The 23055-nt window shown below is 71.6% G+C and carries 22 protein-coding genes; 2 read left to right on the top strand and 20 right to left on the bottom strand.

The window, feature by feature from the left end; all coding sequences use genetic code 11:
- Nucleotides 1-291: 291 nt before the first annotated feature.
- Together VAB18032_RS03135 and VAB18032_RS32290 are read left to right on the top strand one after the other, a co-directional pair.
- A complete protein-coding gene (locus tag VAB18032_RS03135) occupies nt 292-3342 on the top strand; it encodes an AfsR/SARP family transcriptional regulator (RefSeq protein ID WP_269764239.1) in 3051 nt (1016 codons plus the stop codon).
- 221 nt (nt 3343-3563) lie between these two features.
- Nucleotides 3564-4820, top strand: coding sequence for a hypothetical protein (locus VAB18032_RS32290; RefSeq protein WP_193386287.1), 1257 nt, complete (start codon nt 3564-3566; stop codon nt 4818-4820).
- 160 nt (nt 4821-4980) lie between these two features.
- On the opposite strand, the gene VAB18032_RS03125 is transcribed toward VAB18032_RS32290, so the two are convergent.
- The 20 genes from VAB18032_RS03125 to VAB18032_RS03030 all read right to left on the bottom strand — a co-directional run bounded on the left by VAB18032_RS03125 (nt 4981) and on the right by VAB18032_RS03030 (nt 22902).
- Nucleotides 4981-5382 (bottom strand): DUF4352 domain-containing protein, encoded by a 402-nt coding sequence (locus VAB18032_RS03125; RefSeq protein WP_148272184.1) that lies wholly within the window; start codon nt 5380-5382, stop codon nt 4981-4983.
- Nucleotides 5383-5601: 219 nt separating this feature from the next.
- Complete coding sequence (locus VAB18032_RS03120; RefSeq protein ID WP_148272183.1) at nt 5602-6150, bottom strand: hypothetical protein; 549 nt, start codon at nt 6148-6150, stop codon at nt 5602-5604.
- 302 nt (nt 6151-6452) lie between these two features.
- Entirely contained in the window at nt 6453-6914 is a 462-nt protein-coding gene (locus tag VAB18032_RS03115; protein ID WP_013731319.1) for a DUF4262 domain-containing protein, read from the bottom strand.
- A 14-nt stretch (nt 6915-6928) separates the two neighbouring features.
- The gene (locus VAB18032_RS03110) at nt 6929-7297 is read right to left on the bottom strand and encodes a hypothetical protein (RefSeq protein WP_013731318.1); all 369 of its coding nucleotides are present in this window, start codon (nt 7295-7297) and stop codon (nt 6929-6931) included.
- A gap of 110 nt (nt 7298-7407) precedes the next feature.
- A complete protein-coding gene (locus VAB18032_RS03105) occupies nt 7408-8046 on the bottom strand; it encodes a hypothetical protein (RefSeq protein WP_013731317.1) in 639 nt (212 codons plus the stop codon).
- A 287-nt stretch (nt 8047-8333) separates the two neighbouring features.
- Complete coding sequence (locus VAB18032_RS03100; RefSeq protein ID WP_013731316.1) at nt 8334-9965, bottom strand: VWA domain-containing protein; 1632 nt, start codon at nt 9963-9965, stop codon at nt 8334-8336.
- Nucleotides 9966-9988: 23 nt separating this feature from the next.
- Nucleotides 9989-11161 (bottom strand): AAA family ATPase, encoded by a 1173-nt coding sequence (locus tag VAB18032_RS03095; RefSeq protein ID WP_013731315.1) that lies wholly within the window; start codon nt 11159-11161, stop codon nt 9989-9991.
- 346 nt (nt 11162-11507) lie between these two features.
- Nucleotides 11508-11990: a hypothetical protein gene (locus tag VAB18032_RS03090; RefSeq protein WP_013731314.1), complete on the bottom strand. Its 483-nt coding sequence runs from the start codon at nt 11988-11990 to the stop codon at nt 11508-11510.
- A 73-nt stretch (nt 11991-12063) separates the two neighbouring features.
- Entirely contained in the window at nt 12064-13149 is a 1086-nt protein-coding gene (locus tag VAB18032_RS03085; RefSeq protein ID WP_013731313.1) for a DUF4314 domain-containing protein, read from the bottom strand.
- A gap of 71 nt (nt 13150-13220) precedes the next feature.
- On the bottom strand, nt 13221-13874 hold the full coding sequence (locus VAB18032_RS03080; protein WP_013731312.1) for a hypothetical protein: 654 nt from the start codon (nt 13872-13874) through the stop codon (nt 13221-13223).
- Between the two features lie 119 nt (nt 13875-13993).
- On the bottom strand, nt 13994-15064 hold the full coding sequence (locus VAB18032_RS03075; RefSeq protein WP_013731311.1) for a M23 family metallopeptidase: 1071 nt from the start codon (nt 15062-15064) through the stop codon (nt 13994-13996).
- Nucleotides 15065-15161: 97 nt separating this feature from the next.
- Nucleotides 15162-16199, bottom strand: a complete 1038-nt coding sequence (locus tag VAB18032_RS03070) for a hypothetical protein (RefSeq protein ID WP_013731310.1) — start codon at nt 16197-16199, stop codon at nt 15162-15164.
- 24 nt (nt 16200-16223) lie between these two features.
- Nucleotides 16224-16673, bottom strand: coding sequence for a hypothetical protein (locus VAB18032_RS32285; RefSeq protein ID WP_193386286.1), 450 nt, complete (start codon nt 16671-16673; stop codon nt 16224-16226).
- 278 nt (nt 16674-16951) lie between these two features.
- Nucleotides 16952-17602, bottom strand: coding sequence for a GGDEF domain-containing protein (locus VAB18032_RS03060; protein WP_013731308.1), 651 nt, complete (start codon nt 17600-17602; stop codon nt 16952-16954).
- A gap of 101 nt (nt 17603-17703) precedes the next feature.
- Complete coding sequence (locus VAB18032_RS03055) at nt 17704-18630, bottom strand: MarR family winged helix-turn-helix transcriptional regulator (RefSeq protein ID WP_013731307.1); 927 nt, start codon at nt 18628-18630, stop codon at nt 17704-17706.
- Between the two features lie 157 nt (nt 18631-18787).
- A complete protein-coding gene (locus VAB18032_RS03050; RefSeq protein ID WP_013731306.1) occupies nt 18788-19141 on the bottom strand; it encodes a histone-like nucleoid-structuring protein Lsr2 in 354 nt (117 codons plus the stop codon).
- 31 nt (nt 19142-19172) lie between these two features.
- A complete protein-coding gene (locus VAB18032_RS03045; RefSeq protein ID WP_013731305.1) occupies nt 19173-20315 on the bottom strand; it encodes an FAD-dependent monooxygenase in 1143 nt (380 codons plus the stop codon).
- A gap of 355 nt (nt 20316-20670) precedes the next feature.
- Nucleotides 20671-21132 (bottom strand): hypothetical protein, encoded by a 462-nt coding sequence (locus tag VAB18032_RS29865; protein WP_013731304.1) that lies wholly within the window; start codon nt 21130-21132, stop codon nt 20671-20673.
- Between the two features lie 456 nt (nt 21133-21588).
- Complete coding sequence (locus VAB18032_RS03035; RefSeq protein ID WP_193386285.1) at nt 21589-22038, bottom strand: hypothetical protein; 450 nt, start codon at nt 22036-22038, stop codon at nt 21589-21591.
- A gap of 147 nt (nt 22039-22185) precedes the next feature.
- Nucleotides 22186-22902 carry a hypothetical protein gene (locus VAB18032_RS03030; RefSeq protein WP_013731302.1) on the bottom strand — a complete coding sequence of 239 codons (717 nt, stop codon included), beginning with the start codon at nt 22900-22902 and terminating at the stop codon, nt 22186-22188.
- Between the last annotated feature and the right edge of the window lie 153 nt (nt 22903-23055).

The following is a 23055-nucleotide window of genomic DNA, read 5'->3' as shown; positions in this document are numbered from 1 at the left end:
CGAGAAGGACGAGGATGGTCGGCGAGCGGGCGGGTCGTCGGTAGCGGGTACCCGGCGACCGACAGCCACCGTGGATGGCAGGGCGGCCTGTTGGCACCCCGAACGTGACGGGCACCTCGAGCCGCGCCCGCGCGGGGTGTGCTGTCTGACCTGCGGTTGTGAGGTTGTGTTAGACGGTGTGAGGTTCTGTTAGCCGCTGAACCGGGTCGATCCCGTCGCGTCGCTCCTACGGTCTGTGTCACCGCATGGCCGGCACATGCCGGTAGGTGGTGCCGGCGAAGGGAGGCAGGCGTGAGAGCACCGATGTCGACAGCGACCGTGGCCGCGGTCGTACTCGCGGCGGCGCCGCTGGGGCTGCTGTACCTGGCGGGGCCGGACCTGATTCCGGGGCCGCCCTCCGACGAGCAGCTGCGTGCTTGGGTGCACCAGCCCCTGACCACTGGGTTCCTTACCGCGCTGCTGCAGGCCGCTGCCTGGCTGCTCTGGGCACTGTTCGCCACCGCCGTGGCCCACCGCGTCCGTCAGCGTGTCGGGGCGCGGGTGCGGTGGCGGTTCGCGTTGCGCCTGCCCGGGCCGCTGCAGGGGCTCGCGGCGGCGCTGCTGGGCGCCACCGCCGTGACCTCCGCCGCCCTACCCGCGGCCGCGCACACCACCTCCACCGCCGACACCTCTCCCCTCGACCTTCCGCCACCTGCGGACACCCCCAGTCCCACCCTGGACCGGAACCTTCAGCGGCCCGCACCGCTGCCCACCGTCGCGGCCTCGGCATCGCCGACGGACACCCGCCACGCACCCCCGAACAGCCAACGAGCAGCGGACGTCACCGATGACACCCGCACGGCCGCCCCTCACCGCACCACCCACACCGGCGGTCAGCCATCGTCGGCGGCACGGACGACCGGCAAGCCGGCACAGGCTGACACGTGCGTGGTGCGTCCCGGTGACACCCTCTCCGCGATCGCCGAGCAGCGGCTCGGTGACCCCGACCGCTGGCCCGAGATCTGGAAGCTCAACCGTGGTACACGCTTCGACACCGTCGGCGGCACGTTCACCAACCCCCACCTCATCCACCCCGGCTGGACCCTGCGACTACCGAAAGAAGCGCTCCCACCCACGACGGCCACACCCCTCCCGGCCGCGCCCCCACCCGAGGCCGATACACCCGAACCACGACCGACCACACCCGGCAAGTCCGCCACCACACCAGTTCCTTCCGCCAGCGCCGACGTGCCCCCGGGCCCGACCGCTTCTACGCCGGTCGACGACGCCGGCCCCGCTACGCCGCCCGTCCCGTCCGCCGAAGGCCGTCCGGGCCGCTCTACCGCCAGTGGGCCGTCACCGTCCAGCAGCCCGGAGGCACAGACGAGTCGCGGTATCACGGTAGGGAGCGGCAGTTGGCTGGATGTCGGTCTCGCCGCCGCGATCGCCGCAGCCGCCGTCCTGGTCTGGGCTCTGCGTCGGCGCCACTACCAACCACGATCCCCCAGCTCGGCTCGGCGCGGCGACGCCGACCTCACGCCGCTGCCCGCCGTCGTCACCCGCATCCGCCGAAGCCTGCGCCAGCAGCACAACGACAACGACATCGGTGTGGACATCCTCGACACCACGAACCCCCTCGACGCCACAGCCGAGCCTGTAGCCGCGGGCGACGACGTCGAGGACAACACGCCGGCCGGCAGCGAACCGAGTTCCCGCGAGAGGTCCGCCGCCGACGCGGCGGCGCCGGTGGTGCCCGCTCTGGACAACTGCGCGGCAGTGTGGCCGGCCGCCGGCCTCGGTCTGACCGGTCCCGGCGCGCACGCGGCCGGGCGTGGCTTCCTCACCGCCGCTCTCGCCGCCGGCGACGCGCACGATCCGCACACGCGCGGCTCGGTGGTCATCCCCTCCCCCACCGCCGCCAGCCTTCTGGACGCAGCCGCATTGCCCGTGAGCCCTCGCCTGACCGTAACCCGCAGCCTGGCCGACGCCCTGGACCTCCTCGAAACACTGGCGCTGCACCGGACCCGGCTGGTCTACCGGCACGAGGTCGACACCATCGCCGACCTCCGCCACCGCCAACCCCACACGCAGCCGCAGCCACCCGTCCTGCTCATCGCCGACACGGCCGCCCGCCACGAACGCGTCCGTATCGCCGCGCTGCTGGCCCAGGGACAACGCCTCGACATCCACGGCATCCTCCTCGGCCCCTGGCCCGAGGGCGACACCGTCGTCGTCGACACCGACGGCACCACCTCCCCCGCCGACGAGACAACCCGCCACACCGGGCACCCCGCCGACCTCGGCCGGCTCACCGTCCTCACCCCCGCCGACACCATCGACCTGATCACCACGCTCACCGAAGCCCACACCGGTACCCGGCACACACCACCCACCCCGCCAACAGACCTCGCCACCACATCGGAACCGACACGCCACGCAGGGGCCGACGGCAACGACCACGCCGAACCCGGTCCCTCCCAAGCCGCCGCAGTCGACACCGGGCCGGAGACAGGGGCGGTCGACGGGCGCACCCGCGCTGGGGCGCCGGCAGCGGTCGACGGCCGGCCAGAGCCGACCGCGCGGCCTGACGGGCGCGTCGCGGTGGGGACGCTCGGTACCGCCCGCATCGTCGACATGGACACCAGCGTCCCGCTGCGGGCCAAAGCCCTCGAACTGCTCGTCTACCTCGTGGTCCACGACGGCGACGCCACCCAGGACGCCATCCTCGACGACCTGCTACCCGACGCCCCACGATCGAAGGCACCACACCGCCTGCACACCTACGTGTCCGCGCTCCGCAAGACCCTCACCCGCACCGGCGGCGCAACCGGCAACTACCTCACCCACCCCGGCCGCCGCTACGCCCTCAACCGCGAGCTGATCGACGCGGACCTGTGGCGGATGCGTGACGCGCTACGCGACGCGCAACGAGCCGACGACCCCGACGAACGGCTCACCGCACTGCGCACCGCGGTCGCCGCCTACCAGGGCGCTCTCGCCGACGGCTTCGACTACGAATGGATCGAGGCACCCCGCGAAGCCATCCGCCGCCAAGCCCTCGACGCCCACCTCGCCCTCGCCGCCGCCACCCCCGACCCGGCCGAGGCCATCACCGTGCTGAACACCGCGATCCACCACGACCCCTACGCCGAATCCGTCTACCAACACGCGATGCGCGCCCACGCCGCACTCGGACACCTCGACGAAATCGTGGCCCTCCGCCGCACCCTCACCCACCGGCTCCACGACATCGACACCACCCCCAGCCGGGACACCCTCACCCTCGCCGACCAACTCATCACCGAGCTACAAGCCAGTCCCCGAGATCGGTCGCGCCCCGACGCCCGCGGACAGCGCCCATGACGGCCCACCGATCGGGGGCACCCGACACCGCCGCGAACACCAGCGACCCTCTCGCCCTCAACCCCGGCAACAGCACGCACGCCGTCGCCGACGGCAGCGGTCGCAGCACCAGCCACGCGCGCCCTGCTCCAGCGACATCGGGTGGGTCGGCCTCCACCGCAGGCCCGGGCGCGTCGGAAGCTGACCCGCACACGACGCCATCACGGCGCGGCACCACCGCCGTGACGACCCGCGACGCCGTCGACGCCGACCTGGCCGCCGCCGTGCGTCGCACCGCCCTGATGCGGCAGACCTTCTACGTCCTGGTCCTGCTGGTCGCCCTCGTCGGACAGGTCACCGGCAGCGTCCACACCCTCGACATCCCCCCACTGATCGCGATCCCCGCCGTCGCCGCACTCGAACTCGGCGGCGTGGTCGTCATGGCCAACGCCGATGTACGACGCCGCCTCGGCGAACACGCCCTAGCATCCCGAATCCTCTCCGCGGCAATAGCCGCAGCGGCCGTCACCTTCAACTGGATCGCCCACCCCGATCACCTCGTCGGCGGCTTCTACGCCGCCATGTCCGCCCTCGGCTACCTCGTCTGGCTCATGCACACCGGCAATCAACGCCGTGACCGACTCCGCGCCACCGGCAGCCTGCCACCCACTCCACCCGCCTACGAACTGTTCGGTCACTGGATCCGCCACCCCGCCATCACCATCCGGGCACGATCCATCGCCAAAGCCGACGGCCTCGGCCTCTACGACTCCCTCAAAGCCGCCCGCACCGCAATCACGCGGGAACACCGCCACCAGGCGATCGCCACAGTGCTACGACGCAAGATCCGCAAAGCGGTCGACCCCGCCACCGCCGACATCGCCATACACCTCTACGACCTCGACGAGATCGCCAAACGCCTCACGGCCAGCGCCGACTACGCCGGGCTGACCACACTCCTCGCCGCCGATCTGGCCCCCGAAACGATCACCACAACAAGACACGCCAATCGCCGCCATTGGCGCTGGTGCAGATGCGAAAAGGCCGTCGTCACGCCGACGGCACCTGCGCCGGCCCTGACCCAGCCGCCGGTCCTGGCTCCTTTCACGCCAGCTACGCCGGACGCCGCCGATCACGAGCCGAACCCGAGTCCGGATCCGCAGGCGCTCCCTTCATCGAACGATGCCGCGTCACCGCCTACCGCAGCGTCTTTCAAGAGGCCGACCGGCGCAGGCAAGGCCGACCCATACGAGCCCGAAGAGTCCGGAGGAGCCAGCAGAGGCGACGGCAAGACGGCGGCGCCCATGAATACCGCAGAGGCGGTGGCCTTCTGGCTACGCAAAGAGCCAGATCTCGCTCCGGAGATCCTCGCGGAGAGAGTCGGTAAGTCACTGCGATCCGTCTATCGATACCTGCCAGCTGATTACCCTCGGCGACCGGGCATTGCGAGGGGCCGAACACGACGAACAGGTTCCGGGCACACCGGCCAACTCAGCTGACAGTCCGGCCAGGTAGTGACTGTTCTGTAGGACGGGCTACATGAGCACCTGCGCTGTGGTGACGAACAGTCGGTCCGGTCGGCGGATGGCTCGGCGTGGGCATGGATTCGTTGCTTCTCCGCATCGGAAGCAGAGGTTGAACGACGGCCGAGTGCTGCGACTACTTCACCGTCCATCGCGGCGCGACAAGCACACCTTCCGGTGCGTACTCCACGGCGACCGGCCGCCGTTTACCTGGCACCTGAAACGTGATCCACCCCCGCACACACCGTCCGGGGGCAAGGAGCTTGTCGCCCCACGGATACTCCGGCTTAGGGAACTGCTGGTAGCCGATCGATGATGGCTCGAACTGGGTGTCGTCGGCGTACACGAGTGTCCACGGCAGGTTCGACACGCTGATGCCGTCCGGGACGCCTGTGCCAGCGCACACCTTCACATCGGCGGCTCCCCAGACGAAGCCAGGCTGCTCGTCTGGGCGAGGTGCTGTTCTGGCGACGTTGTGGCGGTAGGAGTAAACAGTGGCAATGGCGGTCCCGTCAGCGACGGTCGTCGACTTGCCCATGGCGAGCGGTGCATACGGGTCGTCTGTAGGACTGGTGCTTGCGTCCGGGGTTGGGCTGGCGCTGGTGGGAGTGGCGACTGGCGCTGCCGATGTGGTGGCGGGAGTCGCGGCGGCAGGAGTCGGGCTATCGGCCTGTCCGCCGCCGCAGCCGGCAAGTGCGAGGGCGAGAGCTGCCACGATCGCGCCACTACGGGGCGAAACGTCGGTGAGCACGGCGGTTCAGTCCTGGTTCAAGTTCAGAATCACGCCCTGATCCGCGCACGCCGTCTGCAACCCGGTCATGTGCGTGCCCAGCGGTCCCATGAAAGCCAGGGCCCCGAGAGCCTCATCGTCGTTCATCTGGTCGACCTGCCACACGATGTCCATCAGCGCCGTCCCGTGTTCGCGGATCTTTTCGTGCCGCGAGTCCTCGAACACCTTGCGCGCTTCCCGGTACTGGGCCTCGGTCAGCTTCGCGTCCTCACCGGCGTCTTCGCTGCCGTCGGGCTGCCGGCCTTCCGACATCGCCTTGCAGGCGGCGACACCGGAGTCCTCGCGAACATACCTGTCCCAAACGGCGTAGCCGACGACTCCGATAAGGAGCACCGAAAGGACGGCGGCACCGGCGGCGATGAGCCGAACACGGCTGTCCTTGGTGCCACCGGTGGGAGCGGGACCGGTTGGTGGTGCCATTGAGGGCTGCCCGTCTGCACCGGCCCACGGCTGCGGCTGACTGGGTGGTGTGTTGCTGAATGCATTGCCGGAGTGCGGCTGCTGCGGCATGGTCACGGTTGCTCCTCATATGTTCGGGCTAGCCGGTCGATGGTGGTCCTGATGGTGCGAGCACTCACGCGTCCTGTCGGCAAGGCGACTGCCGATGTAGCCGGTCAGTGGCAGGCCGACGACGGTTTGCCGTCCACGGATAGCCGGAAACCGATCTACTTTGAGCTGTTTGGACCGATGCAGATGGTGCTGTCAGGCGCACGAGCCGGTTGACTACCTCGGCCAGGCCGCTGAACGGCGGTCTGACTCCACGACCGCCTTTGCCACACCAAACCACCCTTCGGTACGCCGACGGCTAGGTTGCCCAGCTACAGGTGGGCGATCATGGGTTGTATATGTGGGTCGAAGTTGTAGCCGCTGTCCCAGGGGAATCGGCCCTGCTGATCGGGCCACACGATTTGCTGCAGGCGGATCCGAAGGCGGCCGTAGCGTGCGATCGCCGCCCCCGGCAGCAGGTCGTCGGTCGGTCGCCCGTCGATGATGACCGCGTCGTAGCCAGCGATGAGGTCGCTGATGCGCTGACCGTGGCTGAATCGTTCGGCCTTGTCGTAGACCTGTCGGGCCAGGTCGTTGAGCAGGGTGTGAGCGACCAGGGGCGGCAGTCCGGCGATGATCAGTTCGGGGTGGTCGTGGGCGGTGAGCCCGACGGTGTAGGCGAACGGGGCGGTGGTGTCGGGGTCGTCGTCGGTGGGCAGGACGTGTGTGACGGCCCAGCCCCTGGTTGTGATGATGCGTTCCTGGTTTCTGAGGAAGTCGTCGATGTCAGGCATGTGTTTGTCTCCCGTCACTCAGGCGCTTCGGCGGTGTTCGGGGTGGGTGGTTCGACTTCGACGAAGCCCCAGAGTCGTTGCATGACCTGTAGTTGCCAGGTGCGGTAGCGGTCGGCGAAGCCGCGGCAGACTGCGGGTGGGACCGGGCTGCCGGCGTACGGCAGGGTTGAGTGGCAGATGATGTAGCCCGCGTCGCCGCGGGCTGTGGTCACCATCTGCTTGAGCCGGCCGGGTGCGAGGTGCATCGGGTTTCCGGGTTTGAAGATGCAGGTGGCGCATTCGCGGGCGAGTAGGCGGGTTTTGCGGAGGTCCGGGTCGCCGACGTTGAGTCGGACTGGGCTGTCGGGGTCCGGTTCGTTGCCGGGGTGGGGCGTGCTGTTCATCGTCGTCTCCTTGTCCTTGCGGTGTGGGGCCCGCATCCGGTGGATGCGGGCCCCACACCGGCGTGCTGCGCGGTCAAGTTGGTGCCGGTACGGGCTGGTGGAGAGCCGGATCAGCCAGCTGGCGGCGCCGTGTCGGTCACGGCTGGGGCCTCGTGGAGGGTGATGGGGTGTAGGGGCACGATGAGGCGGTCGGCCGTGCGGCCGGGTCCGTCGTCGGGTTGCCAGGCGTCGGCGGCGGCGTGGGTGGGGAACGGGCCGACGGCGGCGAGCCGGCCACCAGTGCGGTCGAGCAGCACGAGGGCGGCGGTACGGGCGTCGTGGAGGGCGGGCCGTAGGGTCGCGGCGAGGTCGGCGGGTAGGTCGACCCAGCAGGTGGCGGGCAGGGTCGTGGCGGCGGGGTTGTGCAGCGGGGCGGGTCTGGTCGCGGCGAGGGTGGCGTTGTCGAGGGCGAGCGTCGCCGCGTGGGAGTGGGCTGCGGTGGCGCCGCTGGTGGGGCCGTGGGCGTCGAGTTCGCCGCTGGTGTGGACGGCGAGCAGCACGTGCGGGTCGCGGATCTCCAGGGAGTCGAGGACGGCGAGGGTGATGGTGTCCCCGGTCGGCATGTCGCGCAGGGTGAGCAGGATCGGCCGCTCGTCCGGGTCGCGGGTCCAGGTGATCGCGTCGAAGTGTTCGCTGGTGACGTCGCCGAGGCGTCGCCAGGCGCGGTTGTCGGTGTCGAAGGGGTATTCGTTGTCGCCGTCGTAGCGCATGGATGGGCTCCTCGTGATGGGCGGAGTTGCCTGTCGGCTGGGCCGGGCCGCCAAGGGCCGGTCGGGGACGCGATGCATGCACGCTTCGATAGCGCGCGATGGTCAAGTCGCGGCTCGGCGAAGCAGGTCGTCGGCTGCCGACCCTTGTAGGGCGCGGACGAGTGGCCGGGCGGCAAGCCCGGGGTTTGCGTACGTCGTGGTCGCCGTCTGCGTGGCGCTGCCGGCCCGCTCGCCTGCGGTGCGGGGCGGGGCTAGTCGAGTGCCGGCGGGGTCTGGTGCGGTCGGGTCTAGGCCTGTTCGAGGGCGGTGACGGCGGCGTCGGCGATCGCGGTGACGGCGTGGACCGGGTCGGTGACGGTGAGGGTGGTGGTGTGGGTGAAGGTGTGTCCCCACCTCTGGTCGGGTTCGGTGGGTTGGCCTGGGGTGGGTGGGTCGGCGGGGTGTAGCCAGAGCACGGCGCAGCCGGCGCGGTGCAGGGTGGTGACGAGGCGTTGTCCGGCGGGGATGTCGTCGAGGTAGCCGTCGGAGACGACGGCGAGCATCCGCAGGGTGCGGCCGTGGCGCAGGTCGAGGAGTTGGTCGGCGACCTTGACCGCTTCGGGGAAGGTGGCGGTGGCGACGTCGGTGCGCATGTGTAGGACCTGTGTCGGGGAGGTGCGTGGGGGTACGAGGATGGTGGTGCGGTCGCCGAATCCGATGGTGGTGGTCACCGCGTGGGCGCGGCGGGCGGCGTGGGCGAAGATCCATGCCGCGGAGGACATCGGTTCGGTGTAGCGGCCCATGGATCCGGACAGGTCGACCAGGATCGCCAGGTGTAGGCGGGGTTTCTCGGGTGGCAGGTGGGTGCGTTGTTGCCAGGGGGCGGCGGTGGGCAGTTGCCCGGCGGCGGTTTGTGCGTCGGCGGTGATGGCGTGGCGGGTGCGTAACCGTCCGGGTGGGATCGTCGACGGTCGCCGGCCGGGTTCGGGGTGGCGGGTGCGGGCCTGTTGTAGCCGGTTGGCGAGGTCGCGGGCGGCGTGACGTTCCTGTTCGGTCGGGTCCCGGCGCGCCCACTCTGATGGTGGGCTGTGCCGGTGGGCCAGCTGTGATGCGGTGTACTCGGTCGGGGTGAGGCCGGAGGCGGCGGCGAGGTAGTCGACGAGGGCGGCGGCGAGGCGGCCGGGGAACTGTCCGGCGTCGGGTACGGGGGTGGCGTGCTGGTGGTCGGGGTCGATGCCGAGGATGTGGCACCACCGCCGGGCGAGGGTGATCATGGTGTCGGCGTCGGTGTCGTCACAGGTGTGGGCCTCGCGCCAGATGTCGCGCAGGTGCCGCAGTCGTTTGCGTCCGAGGAGGCCGGTGACCGCGGCGCGGACCGGGCGGACGTCTTTGCTGGTGACGATGCGGGCGTCGACGCGGGCCAGCAGCAGGGCGGCGAGTTGTCCGGCGTGCCAGGGGTCGTCGACGGCCGCGTCGTCGGGGTCGAGGAGGGTTTTCACGACGTGGCGTAGCCAGCGGCGGTCGCCGCGGCGGCGGGTGCGTTGGCGGCCTTCGGCCCGGGATTCCTCGAGCATGGCGGCGACGTCGGCGAGGATGGGCGGGGTGCCGGGTGGGGTGGTCCAGCGGCTGTGTGCGGCGTGGGCGGCGCCGTGCACGAGCAGCCCGTAGCCGGTGGGTACGAGGCGCTTGTGGCGGGCTTTGGTCGGGTCGGTGATGTCGGGGCGGTCGGCGATGTAGGTGGCGTCGACTTCGATGCGGTGGAGGTCGGGGTAGAAGCATTCGGGTGCGTCCCCGGCGGCGCCGGGGGCGACGAGGACGGTGAGGTCGGTGCGGCCGGTCAGCAGCGGCACATGTTGGGTCCATGCCTGTGACCAGGCCTGCCAGTCGTTGACGCCGGACCGTGTCGGTGGGGTGCCGGGGCGCAGATGGGTCTGTGACATGCGGTTGCTCCTTCCAGGTGGGGTCAGCGTTTGCCGAGGGCGAGTGCGGTGATGGGGGTGCCGGTGTGTCGGGACAGGGCGGCGGTGACGTCGTCGCGGGCGTCTTCGGGGGCGATGCCGGCGAGGTTGGCCAGGGCGGCGGCCACACCCAGCTGGTCGCGGACGGTGACGAAGCCGAGGAGTTCGCGTAGCTGTGGTGCCCACATGGTTTTGCCGGCGGTCAGGTCGGCGTTGAGGTCGATCGCCGCGTCGACGACCGGTTTGGGGACGCCAAGGGCGCGGGCGAGGTCCCAGTCGGTGGTGACGTGCAGGTGGACGGTGAACCGGGAGGCCAGGGCTTCGGTGAGGACCGCGCCGTGTACGCCGGGGTTGTGGCCGGCGACGATGTAGAACCCGTCGACGGCCTGCACGGTTTCGTTGCCGTTGGCGGGGATGGTGATGACGCCGCGGCCGTCCATGGCCGGGTACAGCACGGCCAGGACGCGGGGCGGGATGAGGGTGGCGTCGTCGACCAGCAGTACCCGGCCTTCGCGCATGGCGGTGACGAGGGGTCCGTGGATGAACTCGTAGCCGCCGCCGGGGATCGGGTTGTAGGAGCCGAGGAAGTCGTCGACGACGGTGTCGCCAGTGCCGGCGACGGTGAGCAGGTCGGGGAACGCGGCTTCGACCATGGCGGTCTTGCCGGTGCCCGGTGGCCCGTACAGCAGCACGGGCACCCGCTGGGTACGCAGTCGCTGTAGTTCCTCGACGTCCCAGCCTTTGCCGAGCCGCCGCGGGTGGTACAGGGTGCCGTTCGGTCGGGGTACGGGTGCGGGCCGGGACCGGCGGCCACCACCGCTGCCGGTGGAACGGGTGCGGGGTGCGGTGGGTGGCAGGGTGCCGGCGGCGTCGATGCCGGCCTGGGTGATCTGGAAGCGGTGGTGCGGGTCGCGGTGGTGGGTGGCGTGCCCGGCGGCGGCCATCTTCTTCAGCGCCTGGAACACGGCGCCGGTGGACGGTGCGCCGATCGCCCGGGTGATCTCGCCGACCTTGAGGATGTCGTCGGGATGGTCGGCCAGGTGTAGGGCGACCTTGCGGTACAGGTAGCCGGACCGTCCGGAGGTGGCCTCAGTGGTGGGTGTGCTGCCGGTGCCGGCTGCGGCCGGGTCGGTGCGGGGTGGGCCGGTCGGTGGGGTCGGCGGGTGTGGTGTGGTCATGTGGTTGCCTCGATCTCGTCGGGCCCGCACACCCGTCTCCGGGTGCGCGGCGGTCGGTTACCGCGCTGCGGAGACGGATGCGGTCAGCACCTGCCGGCCGGTTCGGGCCGGCAGGTGGGCGACCACACCGCGTTGGTGCTGAAGGGGTACGGCGACGCGGAGGTACGCCGCCGGTGCGTGCTGCCCGGGGGCGGCCTTGCGCGGGTGTGTCGGCGCCGACGATGCAACGCCCCCGGGCCTGATCGATCAAGTCGAATGGATGTGCGGGTTGTGGGATTGCTGGGGTGCCGGCTGACCATGTGGGCGCATCGAGGGCCGGGAGTGGTGCCGGGTGGCCCGGTTGCGGTCAGTCGGCGCAGCCTCGTTGGCAGCCCTGCGGGTCGCACTGTTGCCCGTCGGCCATCCGGGCCAGGGCCCGCTGGTCGTCGCTGTCGAGGTCGTCGAGGAACGGCCAGCCGAAGCCGTCGGCGAACGCCTTGACCGTGGGTGCTCCGTACATCGGGTAGCTGGTGTGGTCCATCGCCCGCACGATGTCGTCGCGGCCGAGCAGCCAGGCGAGTTCGCCGAGCTTGTCCACCGACCGGCTCGCCGAGTTGCCCCGGTGGTCGATGATCTTTCCGATGGCGAATCGCAGGTAGTCCCGGGCGTAGGTCTCATGGTCGACCCGTGGGGTCCACCCGCCCGGGGTGCCGGGGCCGAGGAGCTGGCGGGCGTGGTCGAGATCGAGTGCCTCCACGAGCACCTCCTCCCGGAAGCCGAAGATGTCGCGGCGGTGGGCGCGCAGCGCCCGGATCCGGGTGACGATCTCCTCTTGGGTGCGTGCAGTCATATCTAGTTCCTTCCTTGTCGGTGTCGCCTGTCTGCCGTGGTTCTGCCGGTCCGGCCTGGGTCGGTTCTGCGCTCTACGCCTGGTCGGGTAGGTCGCCGAAGATCCGGTCGCAGGCGTAGGGGTCGACGGCCTCCCAGCACCAGCTGCGGCCCATCACCACGTACCGGCCGTCGCCGTCCGGGGTGATGTGGTCGATGGCTTCCGGGTCGTCGGAGGTGGCGCGCTGGTCGGCGACGATGACGTCGCCGTCGAAGGACAGGTCGGCCAGCGCGGCGTCGACCCGCCGGTCCAGGTCGTCCTCCGGCACGCCTTCGTCGCGCAGGCGGTGGCGGTACTGGTCGCGGTGACGCTGGTGGTCGGCGACGATCGCCTCGGCCACTTCGCGGGTGCAGGAGAACACCGCCCACCCGTTCCAGCGGTCGATCAGGGTGCCGACGAACCCGACCGTGATCCGGTCGTCGCCGTCGGGTCCGGTGGTGCGTGCCCAGTCGCCGGAGAACACACCGACGTCGCCGATACGGATCCGGTCGGGGTGCAGGTGGGACACGTCGCGGCCGGTGGGGCTGGCCGCGAGGTGACACAGTTCGGTGACGCGGTCGACGGCGGCGGTGTCGAAGGCGTCGCGGTAGACGGTCATCGCCTCGTCGCGCTGCGGGATGCGCAGCCCGAACCAGCCGGAGACATCGCCGGTGGCGTCGGCGAACAGCTGCCATCCGCTGGTGTCGACCGCATCCCCGGCCGCCGTCGGTTGGGGCAGGGTGTCGAGGACGGCGGGGTCACCGGCGTCGATGCCGGTGAGGATCCTGCGCGCGGCCAGGCGGGTGTCGCCGCTCGCGCGGGCGCCGATGGTGTTCTGCGCCCACCAGTCGGCGGCGGTTCGGCCGGCCTCGGTGCCAGCGGCGCGGATCCGCCGCAGCGTGGCGGCCCATCCGGCGGCGTCGTCGACCGGGTCCCCCGTCGACGCTGTGGTGGTGAGGGGTTCGATGCGGTCGCCGTCGTCGAGGCACATCGACAGGGTGGAGCCGCTGTCCCAGGTGACGTCGACGGTGTGGTGCTGCTGGTCGTGGCGGCGGACGGTGCCGGTGTCACCGGGCCGCAGCAGGGTGTACGGGTCGCTGGTGTGGACCAGGGCGACGCGCTGGCCTGGCTCGTAGATCAAGCGAGTTCTCCGATCGGTGGATGGGCAGGCCGCAGCCGGTCGACGGCGGCCACGTCCGGGGATGGGCGGTCTCATCGGGTGCCGTCCGTCGTGGTGCTGGGCGGCGGCCAGGGCTTGCGGGTGACGTGGTCGCCGAACATCGGGTCGGTGGCGACCGAGGAGCCGCAGCGGGTGCAGCTGGTGACCGTGTCGTGGCCGTAGCCGGCCATGGACGGCACCTCGATGTGGTCGATCTCGTCGACCGCGCCGCAGGCGGTGCACACCGTCATCTCCGGGCCGCCCTCGTCGAGGGCGGGGGCGGTGACGAACAGGTCCTCGACCGGGTCGAGGTGATGGGCGCTGTGCCGCAGCCAGTGGCCGTGGATGCTCGCCTCGTACACCACCAGCCGCCGCTGGTCGAGGTGCAGCAGGTACAGCCATTCCAGGGCCCCGTCGATGTCCTCCCGCAGGAGGCCCTGCCGGATCGTGCCGGTGTCGGCCGGGTAGCCCAGTCCCGCTACGGGCGGCTGCCGGTCCCAGCGGCGGGGCTTCGGGTTGATGGCGAGGGTCCACCAGTTGTGGGCCAGCAGCGCGGCGGCCATGGCGTTGGTGTCGCGGCCGAACGTGTCGGTCCAGATCCGGCGCAGCAGCGGCACCAGTTTCTCCGGCTCCTCGCCGAACTGCAGGTAGCGGGCGCTGTACCTGCCGCGCGACGCGGCTACGCCGATCAGCGTGGGTGTACTCACGTGCCTTTCCCTTCTCTCAGGATCAGTGGGATGGGGGGTCGCGGTGGTCGTTCCCGGGCGGGGACGACCTGCCGGGCTGGGTGTGGGTGGCGTGGCAGCCGCCGGTGTCGGTGCTCGGGCTACCGGTTCAGGGGTGCGCCGACGGAGGCCATGAACGTGACCGGGTCGACCGCCGTGCGGGATGTGTGGTGACCGAGGTGCACTTCGAAGTGCAGGTGCGGGCCGGATGAGTGGCCTGAGCTGCCGGCCACGCCGATGACGTGGCCCGCCGTCACCCGCTGGCCCTCCACGACGGAGGGGCGCGTGAGCAGGTGGCAGTAGCGGGTGGCCACCCCGTCGGGGTGGGTGATGTCGACGTACCAGCCGCAGCCGCGGGTCAGCTCGGGGTGGCCGTCGCGGTCGCAGCCCCAGTCCCGGCCGGTGCGCACGTCGACGGCGTTGCAGCGCACGACGGTGACGGTGCCGGCGGACGCGGCGTGGATCGGGGTGCCCTTCGCCACGATCAGGTCGACACCGTCGTGGCCGGGTCGGCTCGCGGTGCGGAAACCGGAGCCGACGTCCGCGTGCACCGGCTGCGTCCAGCCGTGGATGCTGACGGTCAGCTGGCAGGCGGTCAGGTCGGCGCGGACCCTGGTCAGGGCGGCGACGATGCGGGTGGCGTCGGGTTCCCATCTGGCGTAGGCGTCCGGATAGGCCGACCGCTGCACCCGTTGGGCGGCCTCGGTCAGCGGCATAGCCTGCCACCCGTCGACGGAGCGCAGGCTTTGGTAGAACGCTGTCGCCGCGTACCGCGGGTCGAGGAGTTGCTCACGGGTGCCCCAGCCCTGGGAGGGGCGCTGTTGGAACAGGCCGACCGAGTCGCGGTCCCCGCCCGGCGTGTTGAGCAGGGAGGACTCCTGCATCGCGGTGGCCACGGCGATGACCCAGCCGCGAGGCGGGACGCCGAGACGGATGCCGACGGCGGTGATGGTGGCGGCGTTGCCCACCTGTTCGGCGTTCCAGTCACCGATCGGCCCGACACTGGTCGGGGCGGTGCTGCGGGCGGTCGGCGAGGCGGTGAGCGCGGCACCGGTGGTCGGGCCGCAGGCGGCGGCCCGGTCAGCGACCATCAGGGTGGGGACCAGCCCGGAGCACAGCAGCAGGACACCGGCGACCGCGACGGCGATCCCGGACAGCACGCGGATGGACATGAGTCGCTCCTCGAAGGCAGGCGGGCAGGGCCGGGAACCGGTGAAGGCCACGCGGGGCCTGGCGGCGTCACGCGTGGCCTTCGGACGGTGGGTGGAATCAGCGGGCGAGGACGGCGACCTTCTCGCCGTGCAGTAGGGGCGCCCCGTCGGGGCCCTTGATGTGGGCGTTGATCCAGATCCGGTACGGGTTGCCGGCACGGTCGATCAGCCGCCGCCAGTGACCGCGTACGACGAACCGCACCCGGTAGTGCCACTTGGGTTCCCCGTCGGCGGGTTCGGCGAGTGGGCTGGTGCGGCGCAGCATGACCACGCGGGTGTCGTGGCGGATGCTGGCGCGCACGGCGCGGCGGCGGGCGGCCCGGTCCAGTGGGGCGGCGGCGACGGTGGCCAGGGGTTGGGCCTGGATGCGCCAGAAGGCGTAGGCGACGGCGGCGCAGGCGCGCATCGCGGTGGTGGTCTCGTCGATGCAGAACCGGCCGTCGGGTGCCGGTTCCCAGTCGCGGTCGTCGCCGTCGAGGACCGGCAGGTCGGGGCGGGGGTCGACGGGCTGGCCGATCGGGATCTCGGTGAAGTCAGTCAGCACGTAGGGGCCGAACTGCCGGGCGAGGTCAGGTCGGGCGGCGAGTTGCTCGCGGCGGCGGATGGCGGAGGGGTCGTGCGGGTCGTGGTGGTCGGCCCAGCCGCCGATGGCCCAGGCCGACCGGCCGCTGCCGGTGCTGGTGGTGCGGGCCCAGGTGATCGCCCCGAGCGAGGACACCTCACCGCTGTGGCTGCGGTGGTAGATCGGTTCGGGTAGGAACAGCACCCCGCCGTCGGTGGGGGCGACGTCGGCGGGTAGTACCTCGCCGGTCAGGTCGAGGGCCGCCGCGGCGGCGGCGATGATCGCCGTCATCGCGGGGGCGATGACGTACGGTTCGCCGGATCGCCACGGGTTGGCGGTGATGGCCCGGGCCGCGTCGAGGACCTTCGCCATGCCCGCCGGGCTGGGGCTGGGATGGTCGGCGAGCCGGCCGCCGAAGAACGCCTGCAGGTACTGGGCCGCGAGCGGGCCGCGATGGTAGTCGACCATGCGGGTCCGCAGGTCGACGGCGGTGCGGGCGTAGCCGGCGAGTGTGTCGTTCGGTAGGAAGTTCACTGTCTGCCTCCAGGGTTCGCGGGTTCAGGCGGCCATCGCCGCCACGGGTGGACGCCGGTGCCCCCGGGACTCCGGTGGCACCGCGTCGGCTATGGGCGTGAGTCGTGTCAGGGGTGCGGGCGGGTGGGTGGGGGTGAACCAGCCGGTGAAGCGGCCGGACGGGGCGGGCACGGAGGGCGCGGGTACGGGGGCGCGTCCGCGTACGGCCCCGACCGCGGGCGACCGGGATTCGCCGAAGGTGGCGGGGGTGCGGCGGGCGTGTCGGTGGGCGCGGTGGGCGGTGCGCAGCGCCCAGCAGGGGCCGTGCTGCCCTCGGCACTGCAGGTTCGTGCAGAGGCCGTCGGGTCCGGGCTGGTGGGCGGCGGCGACATCGACCGCGAGGGCCCACAGGAGCCGGTCGGTGACGTCGTCCGGCACGGGAGTGCGGTCGCTGGGCCGCCGGCTGCGGCTGCCGGGATATGGGTTGGGTGCCACGGGTTGGCCCTTCGGTCGGCGGATCGCGGGCATGCGCGGTCGCCGTCCGACCCACGTTGGGCCAGGGATGCTGGTGCCCCTGGCAGCCCGGCGGACGACGACCAGCAGTGATCGACGCTCATCTCTCGGCCAAGGTCAAGTCGTGCGGGGCGGGCGGGGTTCGACGACCGCCGAGGATGTGGACAGACGAGGTCGGGTAGGCGGGGTGGGGCACGGTGAGGACCTCGCGCCGGACGATCGGCGCGAGGTCCTCCGTGACGCCCCGTGCGGGTGCCGGATCAGCGGTGGCGGCGCAGGTCCCGCAGGCGGGTACCCGGCGGCACCCCGGTGTGGGCGGTGGTCGTCGTGGTTCCGTAGACGCCCGCTCCGGACTGTTTGGCCTGGTACATGGCCATGTCGGCGTGGTGGAGCAGGGTGCGGGGGCTGACGCCGAGGGCGGCGGTGGTGTGCCCGACGCTGGCCCGCACGGCCACGGTGTGCGCGCCGAGGTCGACCGGGTGGCGACCGACCGTCCGCCAGGCGGCGCGGGCGGCGGCGGCGACCTCGTCGGGGCCGCCGTCGACCAGGAGGGCGAACTCGTCGCCGGACAGCCGTGCGGCCAGCCACACCGGCCCGGGCAGGGCGGCGAGTCGTCGGCCGATGTCGGTAAGCACGTCGTTGCCGGCCTCGTGGCCGAAGGTGTCGTTGATGGCTTTGAAGCCGTCGAGGTCGATCAGGACGAGCCCGAACGGCGTCCCGCGCTGGGCGGCGCGGTCGGCGGCGGCGAGCAGGGCCCGCCGGTTGGGTAGGCCGGTGGTGTCGTCGTGGTCGGCGGCGTGGCGGGCGCGGGTCAGGGCCTGCTGCTGGTGCCACAGCAGCCCTGCGGCGAGGGCGAGACCCGCGAGGACCCCGCCGACGGCGGTGACGATCGAGGACAGGATGGGAGACACTTCGGGTAGCTCCTTGTGTGTGAAGGAGCACCGGGGGCGGGCGTGGTACCGGCAAAGTTCGACGCCCGCCCTCCGGGCTACCGGCTGGGGCGAGGGTCGTTTCAGGTGGTGGGGTCGGTGAGGGCGAACGTGGCGGGTTTCTCGGCGGCCATGACCGCACGTCCGGTCCCGACGAGTTTCACCGCGGCGTTGTGGACCGCACCGGCGCTGGCCTTCTTCGCGTCGGTTCCCTCGTTGGCCCGGTCGATCAGCTTGCACAGTTCGCTGACCTTGTACTGCTTGCCGGGGTTGGCCTCGAGGATGTCGAGGATCGCGCCGCGCAGCGTTCCCGACGCCCGACGGGTGCCAGGCGGCCCGCCCGCCACCTGACCAGCGGAGGCGGAGGATGTTCCCTCAGCTGTGGGATCGCCCGTTGTGTCATCGGTGAGGCCGTCGGCAGGCGTGTCGGCGGGTTCGTCCGCTGTGGGCGCCCCGGCGGGCGGGTCGGTGTGGTCAGCCGCAGCCGGCACCTCGGGTTCGGCGCGTGGGCGGCTGTCGTCGGTGGTCTCGGGCAGGGTGGCCTCGTCGGGTGCCGTCTCGACATCACCGGCAGCCGGTGATTCCGACTCCGAGGCGGTGACCGGCGGATCGGTGGGGTCCGCTACGGCTTGTCGCTGGTCGTGGTCCTGCCCGGTGTTCTGCGTGTCGTCGCCGTGCGTCCCTTGTGGTGCGTCTGCGGCGGCATTGGGCGCGTCTTGTCCTTCGGGCTGGCTGTGGTCGTCGGCTTCTTCTACCTGGGCGCGGCCGGTGTCGGTTAGTCGCCACAGGCTGCGGCCGGTGTCGCTGCGGGTGGGCTCGGCCAGCCCGGCGGTCTCCAGGCTGCGGAGTTTCGGGGTGGTGGTCGAGTAGCCGAGGCCGGCTTCTGTGGCGATGGCGGCGGCGGTGGCCTCGCCGAGCCGGTGCAGCGCGGCGAGGACCTTCGCGACGCTGGGTGCCGGCTGTGGTGGTGTGGCCGTACCGGTGGTCTTGTCGGTTGGTGTGCTGGCCATGGGCGGGTAGCCCCCCTTTCTCCTTGCCGCTGGGCAGGGGTCGGTGAGTGAGGCGCGTGCGCTGATGCACGCTTCGAATCGGGGTGGTGGTCAAGTCGTCCGCCCGAGGTGGGACTGTGGCGCGCACCGGCGGGCGCATTCGCGGCGGGGATGGTTGTCAGTGGGCGGCGTGGTAGGCGTCGCGTACCGCGGCGGGGATGATGCCGCCGGTTCGTGGTTGGGGCAGGTTGCGCTCCTGCCAGTTCGTGGTCCACCACCAGGTACGGATCTCCTGCGTGTGGGTACGCCCGGCGGCGCTGCCCGACTGGCGTCGCCGGGCGGTCTTGGGCTGTTTGGGCAGGCGGCGTCCGGCCGTGATGAACGGGCCGAAGGCCGCCGCCATACGGTCGAAGTTGCCGGCGGACAGGTCGATTTCGTAGGTGACGCCGTTGAAGGCGAACTGGTAGGTGCCGACGTCGTCGGTGGAGCCGTCGAGGTCGTCGACGAGGACTGCGGTCGTCCTGGTAGCCACGCGAGGTCTCCCTTCCTGGTTGTGGGGTGGGTTATCGGATGCCGAGGCCGAGGCGGTGGCCGATTTCGGGCCCTCGGTGCACGGCGGCGACGGCGGCGGGCAGGTGACGGCGTTGCCACCCGTGTAGGGCTGCGGTGAGGTCCGCCCGGTACTTGCGGTGCTGGGTGAGGGCGGCGACGAGGCCGGCGGCCTGTTCGATGCCGTTGTTGGCGCCGCGGGCGGTGTGTGGGCGGACGGGGGCGAGGGCGTCGCCGAGCAGGACGGCGTGGCCGGTGCCGACCGGCCACACCATGCGCTCCGGTGGGGTGATGTCGAGGACCGGCACGGCCATCCGGGTGGTGGTGGCGTGGACGATCGCGGCGTGTTCGGCCGGCAGGAGCAGGTCGGCGTGGGTGTCGACGTGGGTGCGGGCGGCGGTGCTGACGTGGCGGGGCAGGGCGAAGACCCGGCGGGTGGGGTCGGCGCCGAACCGCTGCGCGTACTCGGCGCTGGTGCAGCCGAGGTAGAAGGTCCAGTCACAGCCGTCGGGTACCGGGGCGAGGTTGAACTGCACGCCGGGGCAGGGCTGCAGCCGCAGGAAGTCCCGCAGACCCGACGGTGGGGTGACCTCGGCGATGCCGCGGTGGGCGACGTAGCCGGCGTACCGCAGGGTTCGGTCGGGGTCGAGGAGCCGGCGGCCGGTGGAGGACCGGCCGTCGGCGAACACGACCAGGTCGGCGAGTTCGGTGTGGCGGTCACTGAACCGCAGCACCGGCTGACCGGCCTGCCCGGTCAGGGCGGTGACCCTCATGCCGGTGTGCAGGACACCGGCCGGTAGGCGGCGGGCCAGCGCGTGGTGCAGCAGCGACCAGGTGGTGTTGCGGCCCGGGTAGGTCCGTCGAATGACCTCGGCCGGGTGGCGGTCACGGATGGTCATCTGGACGACGGCCTCGGAGTCGTGGGCGACGAACTCGTGCTGGGCGATGCCGAGGCGGTCGAGCACGTCGAGGGCGCAGTGTTCCAGACCGATGAGACCGCCGCCCCGGGGCGCGGACTCCGGTGCCGCCTCAAAGACGGTGACCTCGTCGAATCCGGCGTGCAGCAACAGCAACGCGGTGACCGGGCCGGTGATACTGCCGCCGACGACGGCGATACGCAGCTGACGGCCGGAGACCGGCCTGGCGGTGGATGTCATGAGGGTTCCCTCCTGAATGGCAGGAACCCGGGCACGGCCGTGCCCGGGTGTGCGCGAGTGCGCGGATGGCCGGGCATCGGCCAGGTCGTGCCAGTGAAAAGCGGCTCAGAGGCTTAGCAGCGCGACGTAGACGCGCCGAGCAGCCGCCGGCCGCGGGTGCGGCGGATGGGATCGCAGGTTTCGGATGAGCGGGGGTGACGACCTCGGCGACCGCGTGTTCCGCTCGGCGTAGCTGTCGCCGTAGAGCCGGATCCGCAGGACGGCCCCGCTGAGGTGGTGCACCCGGTCAGCTCGTGGCTGCCGCGACCGCCTAACCGAACAGCCCGTCGACGATCACTGGGCGCCGTTTTCTGGGCTAGTGACGCGGGGCGGTCGTCTCGGCCGGGACCAGGACCCAGGGCCACTGGTAGGCACCGATGGCGTAGCAGCCGTTGGCGTCGGGTACGACCCGGTCGTGCTCGACCCACCGGCCGCCCAGACCGTCGTCGTGCTCCCACTCGATGACGACCTCGTCGCCGTCGAACCGCAGACGGGGATGTTCGCCGGGCATGCCGCCGGGATGCAGACTGTCGAGGTGGGCGGCCATGCGCTGCACCGCGAACAGCGGAAACCGGCACAGCACGCCGGTCCGGCCGAGTGTCGTGTAGCCAGGGGCGACCATGGCCCGGTAGGCGCCGCCGCCAACGACGTCGCAGGTGACCGCCGCCGGGGTCCAGGTGGCCAACGGCGGGCTGATGTCGCCGCGATCGCGGGAGATCCGGTAACGGCTGTCGGTGTCGTCGCTGGTCGGGTCCGGGTGCAGACCGAACCAGTGCATCCGGTGACGGCGCGCGAAGCGGAGCAAGTCGAGCAGGTCACGCCGGCCGTCGAGGAACGTGGTGTGCAGGGGCAGGAACCCGTGCCCGTCGTCGACGGGCGCGGGTTACCGGTGGCGCCGGTGGCGGTGTGCGTCCACGTCTCGGCGAGGGCCCGGTGTTCGGTGCCGTCGGCGTCGTACCAGCGAGGGACGCCGTTGGAGGTCAGCCAGTCGCCGTCGGCGTCGCGGTACCAGATGAGTGCGGCCCGGTCCAGTAGACCGGCCCGGAACTGCTGCCGGCTCGTGAAGTGGGCCGCGGTGGCGGCGGCATGTTCGGCGAGCGGAAGGACGTCATCGACGCGGAACCACAGTCGGTAGGACATGGTGGAACCTCCGAAAGGGTGGGAAGAGGGAAAGGTCGGCCGATCGTCCGGCCGGTCGGGCGTCCGGTGCCCCTGCGCGGGGCGGCCGGCAGGTTCAGTCGACGGGCGGCGGGCCGGGCGGCGTGGGCACGGTGGCGGTCGACAGGCCGGCCGTGCCGTCGACGACGGTGATGACCAGGGTCGAGTGGCCGTGGCTGGCGGCGGCACGGAGTTCCTCGACGAGCCGAGCGTCAGGCCGGCGCAGTGGAAGGGCGATCAGCAGGTCGTTCCCGGTGTGGCCTTGGCGGATTGTGGCCAGCGTGCTCGACGCACACGCTTGGACAGGGCAGGTCGCCGCCTGTTCCGGGCCCGACGGTGCTGCGGGCAGGCCGTTGCAGGCGAGGTACGCGGCGTCAGCGGCGACGAGCAGCAGCGCGGGGCCGCCGGGTTCAGCGGCGGCGGTGTGCGCGGCGGCGGCGTGTTCGGCCAGTTCCGAACGTCGGTGAGTCGGAACCGGTAGACCGAGATCATGTGGGTGGGATCCCTCCTGCTCGGGGATGCTCAAGGGTGGATGCAGGAGCCGACCGGGCTGCAGCGCGCATCCCTCGGGTACAGGGATGGCGGCTGTCAGCCCGATCGCCTCGGTGAGGTGTCCCTGCGGAACGTGAAAGCCCACTGCCGCGGGCTCGTCTCCTTCGGGCCCCGGCCAGGGTCAGAGCGCGACTGCGAGCAGTCGCTGGTCGGGGTCGATGGCGGCGAACAGACGGTTGGCCTGTTCGAGGTAGGTCACCCGGTCGGCCATGGCGGCGCTGGCCGGGGCCAGCGTCGCCCCGCCAGTGGTGATCAGTGCGTCGCCCGCGACCGCGGTCAGCGCGCTGTAGTGCTGGTAGGCCATGTATCCGGCCTGGTACATCTCCACCTCGGCGAGGGCGATCTGCCCGGCGCCGTACGTGGCGGCGTTGTGCATCCGGATCGCGTTGACCCGGGGCTGGTTGTTGAAGTCCGCCACGGCCTTGTCCCACGGGTACGTGTCCGGGGCTGCCAGGTGGCGGGCCTCGTAGACGTGCCACGGGACGGCGTTGCGGGTGCCGTGCACAACCCGGCTGAACAGTTGGTGGCGGATGCCCGCCCCCATGGCCGCGGCTTGGAGCATGCCGTCCAGGTCGAGCAGTTTCGCCGGTCCGCCGGCGCAGGAGGCCGGGCGGCCCTTACGCAGGCTGATCATCTGCCGGTGCTGCCACCGGTGCAGAGCCGTGCTGGCCCAGAAACGGGGCGACAGGGTGCCCCGGACACCGAAGTTGCGGTCGAGCTGGTGCGCGGTCAGCGCCTCGCGGGGCAGCTCTGCCGGAATGCACAGGATCATGGCGCGGATCATGGCCTTCGGCTTGACAGCCGCAGCGGGGGTGACCTTGCGGGGCGTCTTACCCATGGGGGTCCTCCTTCGAGGTGGGCGCGTCAGGGCGCGCGGAGATGACCGGCCCACTGGGTGCGTGGGTCGGTCGCGGGGATGGGTGTGGTGCGACAGGTGGTTGGGTGCGACCTGGGGGTCGCCGCGCGGCGCGGTGCCGACCGGCCCGGGTGG

This window comes from Micromonospora maris AB-18-032 (assembly GCF_000204155.1).
Classification (GTDB): domain Bacteria; phylum Actinomycetota; class Actinomycetes; order Mycobacteriales; family Micromonosporaceae; genus Micromonospora; species Micromonospora gifhornensis.
This window is presented reverse-complemented; position numbering and strand designations above follow the sequence as displayed.